This is a genomic window from Azospirillum sp. B21 (assembly GCF_008364825.1).
Lineage (GTDB): Bacteria > Pseudomonadota > Alphaproteobacteria > Azospirillales > Azospirillaceae > Azospirillum.
In genome coordinates, this window is the sequence record NZ_VTTO01000013.1 from 35,964 (window position 1) to 48,792 (window position 12,829).

The following is a 12,829-nucleotide window of genomic DNA, read 5'->3' on the forward strand; positions in this document are numbered from 1 at the left end:
CGTCGCCCGACCGTCCTCAGCGTGCCGACTGACGGTCCCAGCTGTCATGCACCGCCGCCGGCAGGCGGTGCTTCATGATGCGCTGGCTCGGAGTGCGCTCGAACTCCTCCACCACCGCGATGTAGCGGGGGTTCTGATAGGGAGCCAACTGCCGGCCGAGCCAGTCGGACAGCGACGGGATGTCCAGCGCGGCGCCGGCCTTGGGCTTCACGAACAGCTTGATGTCCTGTTCGCCGATCTCCGCCGTCACGCCGATGACGGCGCAGTCCTCGACGGCGGGGTGGGTGGCGACGATATGCTCGATCTCCCAGGCGGAGACGTTCTCCCCCTTACAGCGCATGCTGTCGGTCATCCGTCCGTGGAACAGCAAGGTGCCGTCGGGCAGCAGGGAGCCGAGATCGCCGGTGTGCAGCGCACCCCCCCGCAAGGCCCGCGCCGTCGCCTCCGGGTTGCGGAAATAGCCGGTGAACAGGGCGCCGGGCACGCTGGTGCGGACCACGATCTCGCCGCGCTCGCCCTGGGGAACCGGGCTGCCGGTCTCGTCCAGCAGCTGGACGGTGAACCAGGGCATCGGCCGCCCGACCGCGCCGACAATGCCCTCGTCGTTGCAGGTGGTGATGCTCGACGCCTCGGTCATGCCGTAGCATTCGCGGATCTGGACGCCGAACCTCTCTTCGAACGGCGTCCAGGTCTCCTTGGGGCAGCCGCCGCCCCAGGCGATGCGCACGGGGTGATCGCGGTCCCGCGGGCTCGGCGGCTGCTTCAGCAGGATTTGCAGGATGCCGCCCAGGTGGTGGATGTGGGTGGCGCCATAGTCGCGGACCTGATCCCAGAAGCGGCTGGCGCTGAAGCGGTCGACCATCGCCAGCGACACCTTGCGGATCAGCGGCAGTACGATCATCTGGGCGCCGCCGATGTGATAGAGCGGTTCCCAGACGAACAGGATGTCGCCGTCGCGGGCGGCGGACACGCGGGCCACCGCCTCGCCCGCCAGCCGCATCATGCGGTGGGTGACCAGCGCCCCCTTCGGCCGCCCGGTGGTGCCGGAGGTATACATGATGGCGAAGGGCTCGTCGGGGCCGGGAAGCGCTCCCTCGAACCGGGCGCCGCTGTCCAGCATCGGCTCCAGCCGCAGGGCGCCGTCGGGGGCATCGGCTCCAGCCCCGCTACCAGCCACGATCAGCGGCTTGCCGGACAGGTCGGCGCCGCACTCCGCGATCACCGGGACGAGGTCGGCGTCGGCCAACACGGCGGCGGGGTCCGAATGGTCCAGGATGTAACGCAGCCCGTCGCCGCGCTGCTGGGCGTTGATCGGGACCCAGACCAGCCCGGCCTTGGCGAGGCCGAACAGCGTGGACAGCACCGCCGGGCTGTTGCGCTGCATCAGCGCCACCCGGTCGCCGGGAACCAGCCCGATCCGCCGAAGCTCCGCCGCGACGCTGTCCGACTGGCGGTCGAGCGCATGGACGGTCAGCGGATTGCCATTGTAGCGGGCGAACAGGCGCTCGCCGTCGGTCCGCGCGGCCTGGGTCAGCAGGCCGGCGAACCCGGTGTCGAAATCGGACATGATCGATGGATCTCTGAAAGGATGGCAGGGGTGGCGTCTTGATGGCGGCGTCTTGGGGGTGGCGACTCAGCGGCCGGAGCGGCGCAGCCGCTCGGCGATCAGCAGGAGCGCCATGACGATGACGAAGACGACGACCGACACCGAGGCCAGCGTCGGGTTCAGCTGCAGGATCATGTCGTCCCACATCTGCTTGGGCAGGGTGGTCTTGACCCCGCCGCTGACGAAGATCGCCACGGTCAGCTCGTCGAAGGAGGTGATGAAGGCGAACAGGAAGGCCGCCACCAGACCGCCGCGGATCAGCGGAACCGTGACCCGCATCAGCGTCTGCACCCGGTTGGCGCCGAGCGTCGCCGCCGCCTGGTCCAGGCGCCAATCGTGGCCCTTCACCACGGCGGCGATGGCGACGAAGGCGAAGGGCAGGGCCAGCACCGTGTGGCCGATGATCAGGCCGAGGTCGGTGGCGACCAGCCCGATCTGGGCGAACAGGTAGAACAGCCCGACGGCGATGACGATGCGCGGAACGATCATCGGTGCCAGGAACAGGGCGAAGATGGCCCCGCGCCAGCGCGAGGTGGAGCGGGCGAGCGCCAGGGCGGCCAGTCCCGCCACCAGGGTCGCCAATATGGCGGTGGCGAAGGCGACGCCGAAGGAGCGCAGGGTGGCGCCCAGCCACAGGTCCGATCCGAAATAGACCTCAAACCATTTCAGGCTGTAGCCCGGCGGCGGGAAGTCGAGGAAGGGCGAGCTGGTGAAGGCGATCGGCACCACCACGACGGCCGGCGCCACCAGGAAGACCAGCACCAGCGTCGAATAGATCGCCGGCAGCCGGTCGCGGCCCCGCTCGCCCAGCACCGGCGCCGTCACCCGCGCCGCCGCCGCGGTGAGCGCCGCCAGGGCCGACAGGATGCGCTGGCCGGCCTTGCGCATGCCGCCGCCGCCCGTCTTGCGCCGGGCTCCCTCGCCCGACAGGGTGGACAGGCCGAAGACGCGGTCGTAGACCCAGCAGGTGACCAGTGCGGACACCAGCATGAAGGTCGCCAGCGCACCGGCGAAGGCCCAGTTCAGCATCTCCTGGATCTGGGTGATGATCAGCTGCGCCAGCATGGTCTGCTGGGGTCCGCCCAACAGGGCCGGGACGATGAAGAAGCCCAGCGACGAGATGAAGGTCAGCAGCCCCGCCGCCGCGACACCCGGCAGCGACAGTTGGAAATAGACCAGCCAGAAGGCATGGCCCGGCGCCGCCCCCAGCGTTTCGGCCGCCTGTACCAGCCTGCGGTCGATCCCGGTCATCACCGGCAGCATGGTCAGCACCGCCAGCGGCAGCATCGCGTGCACCATGCCGACCATCACGCCGAATTCGTTGTGCAGCATCTCCGGCGCCGGCAGGCCGCCGGCCGACAGGATGCCGTTGATGACGCCGTTCCGTCCCAGGATCACCATCCAGGCGAAGGTCTTCACCAGATAGCTGGTCCAGAACGGGATCATCACCGCCAGCACCATCGCGCCGCGCCTGCGTTCCGGCAATTGCGCCAGCCAGTAGGCCAGCGGATAGCCCAGCAGAAGCGAGAACAGCGCCGTCAGCCCGGCGATGCGGAAGGTGCCCATCAGGACGCGGAAATAGACGCCGGTATCGACGATGCGGGCGTAATGGTCCCCCGTCCAGGCGCCGGTTTCGGCATCCTGGACGCTGAGCCCGAGCAGCCGCAGGACCGGATAGATGAAGAAGACCGCCAGGAAGGCGATGCCGGGCGCCGCCAGCCAGAGCGGACCGAAGCGCAGCCGCTGCCTCAGGCCGCCCTCGGCGGAGCCGTGGAGGATGGCGGCGCTCATGACACCAGCACCCCGGCGTCGCTGCGCCAGCGCACGGCGACCCGGTCGCCCAGCGGCGGCGGGGACATGCCGCGCCGCAGCCGCACGGTGATGGTGGACTGGTCGCCCAGCGCCACCAGGACGCGGGTTTCCGACCCGGCATAGACGGTGTCGACCACCTGGCCCGACACCTCGTTGTCGCCCTCGCCGTCGAGGTCGAGCTGTTCGGGGCGGACGATCAGCGACGCCTCGCCCCGGCCCGAGGCGGCGGTGGCGGCCGACAGGCGGAAGCGCCCTCCGCCGGTCACAAGGATGGGCGCGCCGCCGTCGTCCTGCTGGATGCGTCCGCGGAAGATGTTCGACACGCCGATGAAATCGGCGGCGAAGGCGGTCTTCGGGCGGGCGTAGATGTCGTGGGGGGTGCCGATCTGCTCGATGCGCGCATGGTTCATCAGGCAGATGCGGTCCGACATGGCCAGCGCCTCCTCCTGGTCATGGGTGACGTAGATGATGGTGGCGCCGGTCTCGCGGTGCAGCCGCTTGATCTCGTACTGCATCTGCTCGCGCAGTTTCTTGTCCAGCGCCCCCAGCGGTTCGTCCATCAGGATGACGGAGGGCTGGTAGACGAAGCAGCGCGCCAGCGCGACGCGCTGCTGCTGCCCGCCCGACAGTTCCTTGGGGAAGCGGTCGCCGAGATGGCCGAGATGGACCATGTCGAGCGCTTCGCGTACCCGGCGGTCGAGGTCGGATGCCGCGACCCCCCGCATGCGCAGCGGGAAGCCGATGTTCTCCGCCACCGTCAGATGCGGGAACAGGGCGTAATGCTGGAACACCAGCCCGATGTCGCGCTTGTGGACGGGGGTGCGGGTTTCGTCGCGGCCGTCGATCAGGATGCGCCCGCCGTTCGGCTCCACCAGCCCGCAGATCATCTGCAGAAGCGTGGTCTTGCCGGAGCCGGAGGGGCCCAGCAGCGTCAGGAACTCGCCCGCCGGAACCTCCAGGCGGGTGGGTTGCAGGGCGACGACGGAGCCGTAGCTCTTGGTGAGGCCATCGACCAGCAGTTTGCAGGCGGGAGGGGCCGTTCCGTGGGAGGGGGACATTGCGGCGGGTCTCCTGTGATGGTCGTCAGCCGAGGATCCAGGCGTTGAAGCGCTCGCTCATCTTGGACCGGTTGGCACCCCACCAATCCTCGCGGGCGATGGTCATCCGCTTCAGATTCTCGGGGAAGGTGGGCAGCGCCTGTGCGCGCTCCTTCGGGATGGTGTCGTAGGCCTTCAGGTTGGTCGGGCCGTAGGACAGCGCTTCGGTGAAGATCGCCTGGCGCTGGGGATCGGCGCAGAACTTGATGAATTTGCGGGCGGCGTCCGCGCGCGGGTTGCCGCGCGGGATACCCCAGCCCTCAATCGAATAGAAGCCCTGGTTCCACGAGATTTTCACCGGTGCGCCGCCGTCGATGGCGGCCTGGGCGCGGGCATTCCACAGGGCGATCATGTCCACCTCGCCGCTCTGGATCAGCTGGGTGGACTGGGCGCCGCCGGTCCACCATGCGGCGATGTGCGGGCGGATGCGCTCCAGGCTCTTGTAGGCGCGCTCGACATCCAGCGGGTAAAGCTGGTCCAGCGGCACGCCGTCCGCCAGCAGGGCCTGCTCCAGCGTGTCGATGGGGTTCTTGCGCAGCGAACGGCGGCCGGGGAACTTCTCGACATTCCAGAAATCCGCCCAGCTCTGCGGCGGGTTGGATGGGAACCTGTCGGTGCGGTAGGCGAGGATCGTCGAATAGACGTCCGTTCCCATCCACTGGCCGGTCAGCGCCTCCGGCATCAGCCCCGGAGCGTCGGAGGCCGGGAAATCCAGGGGTTCCAACAGGTTCTGGCGGGCCAGGATGTCGCGGGCCGACAGGGTCAGGGTACAGACGTCCCAGCTGTAGGACTTCGTCTCGACGATCGCCTTGAACTGGGCGGTCGGTTCAGCCTCGCGGGCGACATTGACGACCTTGATGCCGGTCGCCTTTTCGAACGGATCGTAGAACGCCTTGCGGAAAGCCGGGCTGTAGGGGCCGCCCGGATCGGCCACGGTGATCTGGGTGGTCTGTGCCGCCGCCGGACGGCTCATGCCGACCGAAATGGCGACCGGCAGGGCGGCGCCCAGCGCGGTGCCCGCCGCCCCCGTCACTGCGGTGGCAAGCAGGCTGCGGCGGTTGATGGTGAAGTCGTCGGTCTTGCCCATGCTTTGAATCCCTGTTCGCTGGCCGGGTCTTGGGGTCGCCCGGTTGATGGATGAGTTTTCAAGGGAAGGGCGGGACGGCTGCGGGCCGCCCCGGTCCGGTTTCGGGCGGATGTCCGGTCAGGCCGCCGTCTTGCGCGCGGCGCGCTTTGCCAGGAACTCCTCCATCATCCGCGCCGGTTCGCCGGAGGCGTAGGCTTCGCGCTGGATGCGCACGCCGGCGGCCAGGCAGTCGCGGAAACCGGCTTCGGTCATCTCGCGGAAGCGCTGCTTGTCGAGGCGCATGGCGACCGGGGGCTTCGCGGCCAATTCGCCGGCCAGTTCCAGCGCTTCGGCCATCACGCGCTCCTGCGGGACGAGGCGGTTGATCAGGCCGATGGCATGGCATTCCTGCGCATCCATCAGCCGGCCGGTCAGGGTCAGGTCGATGGTGCGGGCCAGCCCGATCATCTCCTTCATGATCCAGGGGCCGGTGGTGCTGGCGATGCCGGAATTGATCTCCGGCTGGCCCATGCGGACGCCGGGATGACCGACGCGCAGGTCGCCCAGAAGCGCGACCTGGAAGGCGGAACCGGCCGCCACGCCGTTCAACGCCACCACCAGCGGCTTCGACAGGGTGCGCATGCGGTGATAGAGCCGCTCCCACTCCGCCACCCATTCCTCGGCGCGCTCGGCATCGAAGCTCTTGGTTTCGTTCAGATCCTGCCCCGCCCCAAAGGCGCGGTCGCCGGCCCCGGTCAGGATGATGGCGCGGACGGCGCCGTCGGCCTCCAGCCGGTCGAAGGCGACGACCAGCGCGTCGCGCATCGCCTTGTTCCAGGCATTCAGCACCTCGGGACGGTTCAGCGTGATGACGCCGACCGGGCCGCGGGTCTCGGTGAGGATGAAGTCGGTCACGGATGCGCTCCTGTCGAACGGCAGGGCAGTCCGGGGCCGGCGCAACTCTGCGCCCATGGCCGGAATGCCCCGTTGGAGAGGGTGTCGACGGCGGGATCGCCGCGCGTCGTATTGAATAGCAATACTTTGTATTGATTAGCTTGGCTTGCTTTCGGTACGCTGTCAACGGTATCTCTCACCGCGCACTTTCAGGACCGACCGACATGGCACCGCGCCGATCCACAACCTCTTCATCCAAGGCCGCCGGCAAGGCGAATGGCGGGACTGCCGGGAGCGAGCCCGCAACCGGTTCCCCGGCCGGGAATGCGCCGCTCGACGGCGACGGGCAGGAGGGCAGGGCCGCCGATCCCTTGATGGTGATGTCGGTGGACAAGGCGTTCCGCGTGCTGCACGCCTTCGATTACAGCCGTCCATCCATGAGCCTGACCCAGGTCGCCGCCACCGTCGGCATGGACAAGAGCGCCGCGCAGCGCTTCACCTACACGCTGGAGAAGTTGGGCTATCTGCGGAAGGATCCGGTCACCAAGCGGTTCGAACTGACCGTCCGCACGCTGGACCTCGCGCATCACTATCTTCGCAGCAATGCGATGCTGGAACGCGCGATGCCGTACCTGATGCATCTCAGCAAGACGACCGAGGAGACGATCAACTTGACCGTCATGGACGGGCCGGAGATCGTCTTCGTGTCGCGCTTCATGAGCCGGCACGTCCTGAACACCGACGTCATCGTCGGCACGCGAATGCCGGCCTATTGCACTGCCCCGGGCATCGCCATCCTGTCGCGCCTTGCGACGGCGGATGCGGCTGCCCTGATCGACCGGATGGATCTGAAGCCCTACACCCCGCACACCACCTGGCAGAGGGAGGATCTGCTCGCGAAGATCGCGAAATCGTCGGTCCGCGGCTATGCCACCGCGTTCGAGGAATTCTATCACGGCGACCTGTCGGTCGCGGCGGCCATCACCGGGCCGGGGGGAGTGCCGGTGGGGGCGCTGAACATCGCCGTCTCCCGCGCACGCTTCACGCCGGAGGAGATGGAGGAGCGGTTCGCTCCGCTGGTGGTGGCGGCGGCGGGGTCGGTCTCGCAACGCTGACGGACCGCCCGACGGTCCAGCCATCGGGGCAATCCTGCTGCAAACGAGTTCCGGAATTCAGCGCGCTAATCGGGGTGGAGGCCGTCACTCCGCTCGGCATGTGCCGAAGTCCTCGCCATCTCGGCCAACAGCTTGGCCGTCGCAACGGCGAGTTGGTTTTGCGTGTATGGCTTGGCGAGCCGCGGCAGGTCGGCGACGACGCCCTCCGGCAGATCGGCGTATCCCGTCGCCAGCAGAACCGGCAGGTCCGGGGCCATGGCGCGGGCCGCCCGGGCAAGCTCGACGCCGGTCATGCCCGGCATCGCATAGTCCGTCAGCATCAGGTCGACGGCCTGGCCGCTGCGCAGAAGCTCCAGCGCCTCGGTGCCCGAACTCGCTTCGAGGACCGTGTGCCCGAGGTCGGCCAGCATATCGACGGTGCTCATGGCGATCAGCGCGTCATCGTCGACCACGAGGACCACGGCGGGAGACACGTCGACCACCGGGGCCGGCGGCGACTCGGCCGCCTGGGCCGGTGTGGTGGCCTTCGGCAACCACAGATCCACGACCGTCCCCTGGCCCGGAACGCTCGACAACCGGAACGCGCCGCCGGACTGCACCGCCAGGCCGTGGACCATCGACAGCCCCAGCCCGGTGCCCTTGCCGATCCCCTTGGTCGAGAAGAAGGGCTCGACCGCTCGCGCGAGCGTTTCCCCATCCATCCCCGTGCCGGTGTCCCGCACGCTGATGTGCGGGTAGGAACCGGGCGGCAGTGCCGAAGCCACGGAAACCGGCGCCTCGTCCACGGTCACCGTGAGCGTGCCGCCGTTGGGCATGGCATCGCGGGCATTGACGGCGAGATTCAGGATCGCGAGTTCGAGCTGGTTGGGATCGATCAGGGCCGGCGTCGTCGCAGAGGGCGCGTCGATGCGGATGACGATGCGCGGGCCGACAGACCGTTCCAGCAGCGTTTTCATGCCGTCCAGCAGCCCGGCAAGGTCCACCGCCTGCGGCTGCAGATCCTGGCGACGGGCGAAAGCCAGAAGCCTTTGGGTCAGCGTTGCTCCGCGTTGGGCACCCTGCATGGCGCCGTCGAAAAGGCGCTCCGTCGTCGGATCGGCGGGAAGGCGTTTGCGCAGCAATTCCAGATTGCCTAGCACCGCCATCAGCAGGTTGTTGAAGTCGTGCGCGACGCCGCCGGTAAGCTGGCCGAGGGTCTCCAGCTTCTGCGTCTGGCGCAGTTGCTCTTCGGCGCGTTCGCGGTCGCGGATCTCGTCGCGCAGTTGGTCGAGCGTCGCCGCCAATTCCCTGGTGCGTTCCTGGACCTTGGATTCCAGCGTCGCGGTAAGGCGCTGCAGCGCCTCCTGCGCCGCCTTCTGGTCGCTGATGTCGACGATGACGGCGAGCGCACCGGTTGTCTTGCCGGTGGAGTCCTGCACGGGCACACCGCTGACACGGGTCCAGACCGGCTGGCCGCCGGCAGGATGATAGATGAACTCGATGCCGCTGACGGTCTCGCCGTGCAGGGCCCGCACCGCGACATACTGATCCCGGCCCAGGCGGCGGCCCTGCTCATCGTAGCCGATCCAACTCTCCTCGCCGTCCGGCCGCTGGGAAGGGATGACGGAATCCGGGAAGAAGCGCCGGAATGCCGGATTGGACAAAATGGTCCGGCCGTTCAGGTCCATCAGGTTCACCGCGACCGGCAGGTGTTCCACCAGCGTTTCGAAGCGTGCCCGTTCGTCGGCGAGGTCCGCCAGCAAACGCTCGCGCTCTACCAGCCTCGCCCTCGCCTCGTACTGCCGTCGCCTGCCGCGCAGGCAGGTCCGCACGACACTGACCAGGGTGGTCGGGTGGAAGGGGCGCTCCACGAAGGTGACGTTGCCGAGCAGTTCGGTCAGGCGTGCGGCCTCGGGCGTACGTTCGGCACCGTCGCCTCGAAAGGTCAGCAGGATGACGGGAAGGTCCGACCAGGGAGGCTGCGCGCCGATCCAGGCGACGAGACACTGGAGGTCGGCGGTGCGCACCGCCTCCTCCACAAGGATGAGCAGTCCGGCTCCGTCCTCCAGCGCGGCACAGAGTGCAGGCAGGTCGGGACAGGCGTGCGCCGCGATCCCGGCCTCGTCCAGCAAGGCCGTAGCGACGGCGGCATCCCGTCCATGCGGCGCCAGGATCAGCGCACGCTCCATGGCCACGGCCTCGCTCAAGCCGGATCTTCCTGCAACAGAGGTCCGCCTTGGCCGATATATACCGGCACGCCGCGCAGCACCCCCTGGAACTCGGCGAGCGGCGGCCCGAGGCTGATGCCCCTGTCGTTGACCCGGTATTCGCGGATCGTGTCCTCGTGCGGACCGGCGCGCTTCTTGATCACCGAAATCGCCCGCCGGACCCGGCCCAACGCCTCGAAATAGCGCAGCAACACGACGGTATCGGCCAGATAGGTGACGTCGACCGGAGACTGCATGTCGCTGATCAGGCCATGCTGCGCGATGGTGAGGAAGGTCGTCACCCCCTGGCGGTTCAGGTACAGGAGCAATTCGTGAAGATGCAGCACCAGAAGCTGTTCTTCCGGCATCGCCGCTTGATAGCCGTTGAGGCTGTCGATCACGACGGTGCGGATCTGGTGGTCGTCGACGCAGGCGCGGACCCGGTTGGTGAACTCGCCGGGCGCCAGTTCCGCAGCATCCACCTGCTCGATGATCAGGCTGCCGCAATCCCGCATGGCTTCGAGGTCGAAGCCCATCGCCTTGGTGCGGCCGAACAGCAGACCAAGCTCTTCGTCGAAGACGAACAGCGCCGCCCGCTCTCCCCGTGCGATGGCGGCCACCGTGAACTGAAGCGCCAGCAGCGACTTTCCGGTCCCCGCCGGGCCGATGATCAGGGTGCTCGACCCACGTTCCATGCCGCCGCCCAGCAGCGTGTCGAGTTCGGCGATGCCGCTGGCCAGCCGTTCTCCGGTGAAGCCGGTTCGATGCTCGGCGGCGATCAGCCGGGGGAACACCTTCAAGCCACCGGTGGTGATGGTGCAATCGTGGTAGCCGCCGCGATAGGCCTGCCCACGGTATTTCAGTACCCGCAGGCGCCGCCGCTCCGCGCCGTAGGCCGGCGTCAGCATCTCCAGACGGATCACGCCGTGGGCGATGCTGTGGACCGTCTTGTCCATGGTGTCGGTGGTCAGGTCGTCGAGCAGCAGCACGGTGGCGCCGTGCCGGGCGAAATAATGCTTGAGGGCGAGGATCTGACGCCGGTACCGCAGCGAGCTTTGGGCCAGCAGCCGGATCTCCGACAGGCTGTCGAGGACGATCCGCATCGGCTTGCTCCGCTCGATCGCGTCGAACATCAGCTTGGTCGTCTCGCCGAGTTCGAGGTCGGAGGAGTAGAGCAGACTCTGCTGATGCGCCTCGTCGAGCAAGCTCTCCGGCGGGACCAGCTCGAACACCGTGATCTTCTCGCCGAGCGTCCAGCCATGCGTGGCCGCGGCGTCGCGAAGTTCGCCCTCCGTTTCCGACAGGGTGATGTAGAAGCCGGTTTCGCCGGCCGCCGCGCCGTCCAGCAGGAACTGCAGGGCAATGGTGGTCTTGCCGGTACCCGGGCTGCCCTCGAGCAGGAAGACACGGTCGCGGGTGAGGCCGCCGGCGAGAATGTCGTCGAGGCCGGCAACGCCGGTTCGCGCCTTGCGCGGCAGTTCAGTGGGGGCGGACATGGCGGGCCAGGATATCCGTCTTGAGGGTGTCGGGCAGCGCATGCGCCGGAATGCGGTCCAAGGTATCTGCAAGAGTACGTTGCGCATGCCAAAGGTCATGCGCCAGTTGAAGGTCGAGCCAGAAATGGGCCGATATGCCGCAGAGCCGGGCCAACCGGGCAGCCATCTCGGGCGTGACGGCGGCGGTGCCTGCAAGCACGCGGTGGAGCGTCTGGCGCGCAATCGCCAGTTCCCGGGCGGCCTGAGTCACCGTCAGCCCAAGCTCGGGCAACACGCGGTTGCGCAGAATGGCACCGGGATGAGGTGGAGGATCAGTGGAGGGAGGTAGTTCTGCAGACATCGATCCTGACCGGAACACACGGTCGCCCAAATGTAACGCATCGCGCGACAGAGTGCAGCCTGCGCTATCCTCATCGACCCTTTGGCATAGAGGTGGCGAAAACACGGTGCAAACCTGTGTACACGATGTTTTTTTCCGGTCTCTGAAATTTGTTTGCAGCATGGGCGTGGCGGCTGGACGGTCTTTCCGCTCGTTGGCTTGGCCGCCTTGCTGTTGCTTCTCGACCCTCGGGCTCGCCGGTCGCTATAGTCGTGGCCCGGCCGTACCGGGTCCGCCTCCTCTCCGCCAGCGCCTGGAATCGTGAATGCAAGCCCGCCAATTGGAAGTCTTCTGCATGCTGATGCGCTGTGGAACGGTGACCGGGGCGGCGGCGATGTTGAACATCTCGCAGCCGGCCCTCAGCCAGATTCTGCTGCATGCCGAAGACCAACTGGGGTTCAAGCTGTTCGATCGGGTGCGCGGGCGTCTGGTGCCGACGCAGGAGGCCAACGAGCTGTATCCGGAGGCCGAGCGCATCTTCTCCGAACTCGGCGCGTTGCGCCGGCGCACGGTCGACATGCGCCATGGCCGCACCGGCCTTGTCCGTCTCGCCGCCTCGGCCCCGCCATCCATGTCCATCGTTCCCAAGGCGCTGAGCGCCTTCCGCGCGGCGCATCCGGACATCGTCGTGCGCTCGCTGGTCGCCCCGATCGCCAATATCCGGGACATGCTGCGCAGTGGCGACGTTCTGCTGGGGGTGGCGATGAACGACATGCCCCATCCCGATCTTGATGTCGAAACCGTCGGGCATGCCGAACTGGTTTGCCTGATGCCGGAGGGGCATCGGTTGGCCGGACACGCCCAGATCGGTTTTGCCGATCTGGCGGAGGAGACGCTGATCTCCTACCGCGTTGACACGCTGCCCGGCCGGCTCCTGGCCGGGGCGCTGGAGGCCGAAGGCGGCGTCTACGCCCCGGCGGTGGAGATCGACCTGTCGATTACCGCACTGCCATTCGTGCGGGAGGGGATCGGCGTGGCGGTCGTCGATGGGCTTTTGCCGTGGAACCAGTTTTCCGGCATCGTCCAGCGGCCTTTCCGCCCCGGCATCCGCGTGCCCATCGCCATCCTGACCAGCAAGGAGCGCCCGCTGTCCGGCAGCCACGACCTGATGCGCGAATGCCTGCGCCGGGCCGCCCGCGCCCTTGAGCCGGCCGGCTTATGAAGGTTCTGCTTTTTGG

Annotated in this window: 10 protein-coding genes; 2 read left to right on the forward strand and 8 right to left on the reverse strand. The window is 67.9% G+C overall.

Translation table 11 applies throughout. The annotated features are described in order from the left end of the window. Positions 1–16: 16 nt before the first annotated feature. The 5 genes from FZ983_RS24765 to FZ983_RS24785 all read right to left on the reverse strand — a co-directional run bounded on the left by FZ983_RS24765 (position 17) and on the right by FZ983_RS24785 (position 6,496). Entirely contained in the window at positions 17–1,567 is a 1,551-nt protein-coding gene (locus FZ983_RS24765; RefSeq protein ID WP_149226403.1) for an AMP-binding protein, read from the reverse strand. A gap of 66 nt (positions 1,568–1,633) precedes the next feature. Further along, positions 1,634–3,397: an ABC transporter permease subunit gene (locus FZ983_RS24770; protein ID WP_149226405.1), complete on the reverse strand. Its 1,764-nt coding sequence runs from the start codon at positions 3,395–3,397 to the stop codon at positions 1,634–1,636. Continuing rightward, positions 3,394–4,476, reverse strand: a complete 1,083-nt coding sequence (locus tag FZ983_RS24775) for an ABC transporter ATP-binding protein (RefSeq protein WP_149226407.1) — start codon at positions 4,474–4,476, stop codon at positions 3,394–3,396. The genes FZ983_RS24770 and FZ983_RS24775 overlap by 4 nt, the downstream gene beginning before the upstream one ends. Before the next feature lie 25 nt (positions 4,477–4,501). After that, a complete protein-coding gene (locus FZ983_RS24780; protein ID WP_149226409.1) occupies positions 4,502–5,602 on the reverse strand; it encodes an ABC transporter substrate-binding protein in 1,101 nt (366 codons plus the stop codon). 117 nt (positions 5,603–5,719) lie between these two features. Continuing rightward, complete coding sequence (locus tag FZ983_RS24785) at positions 5,720–6,496, reverse strand: enoyl-CoA hydratase/isomerase family protein (RefSeq protein WP_149226411.1); 777 nt, start codon at positions 6,494–6,496, stop codon at positions 5,720–5,722. A gap of 203 nt (positions 6,497–6,699) precedes the next feature. Between FZ983_RS24785 and FZ983_RS24790 the strand changes: the two genes are divergently transcribed. After that, a complete protein-coding gene (locus tag FZ983_RS24790) occupies positions 6,700–7,590 on the forward strand; it encodes an IclR family transcriptional regulator C-terminal domain-containing protein (protein ID WP_211102980.1) in 891 nt (296 codons plus the stop codon). A gap of 65 nt (positions 7,591–7,655) precedes the next feature. On the opposite strand, the gene FZ983_RS24795 is transcribed toward FZ983_RS24790, so the two are convergent. The 3 genes from FZ983_RS24795 to FZ983_RS24805 are packed head-to-tail and all read right to left on the reverse strand — an operon-like array spanning position 7,656 to position 11,612. Continuing rightward, a complete protein-coding gene (locus tag FZ983_RS24795) occupies positions 7,656–9,776 on the reverse strand; it encodes an ATP-binding protein (protein WP_149226413.1) in 2,121 nt (706 codons plus the stop codon). Continuing rightward, entirely contained in the window at positions 9,773–11,272 is a 1,500-nt protein-coding gene (locus FZ983_RS24800) for an ATPase domain-containing protein (protein ID WP_149226415.1), read from the reverse strand. The genes FZ983_RS24795 and FZ983_RS24800 overlap by 4 nt, the downstream gene beginning before the upstream one ends. After that, positions 11,256–11,612, reverse strand: coding sequence for a HigA family addiction module antitoxin (locus FZ983_RS24805; RefSeq protein WP_149226417.1), 357 nt, complete (start codon positions 11,610–11,612; stop codon positions 11,256–11,258). Before FZ983_RS24805 ends, FZ983_RS24800 begins: the two co-directional genes overlap by 17 nt. A 304-nt stretch (positions 11,613–11,916) precedes the next feature. Between FZ983_RS24805 and FZ983_RS24810 the strand changes: the two genes are divergently transcribed. After that, entirely contained in the window at positions 11,917–12,813 is an 897-nt protein-coding gene (locus FZ983_RS24810) for a LysR family transcriptional regulator (protein WP_149226419.1), read from the forward strand. Positions 12,814–12,829 lie beyond the last annotated feature (16 nt).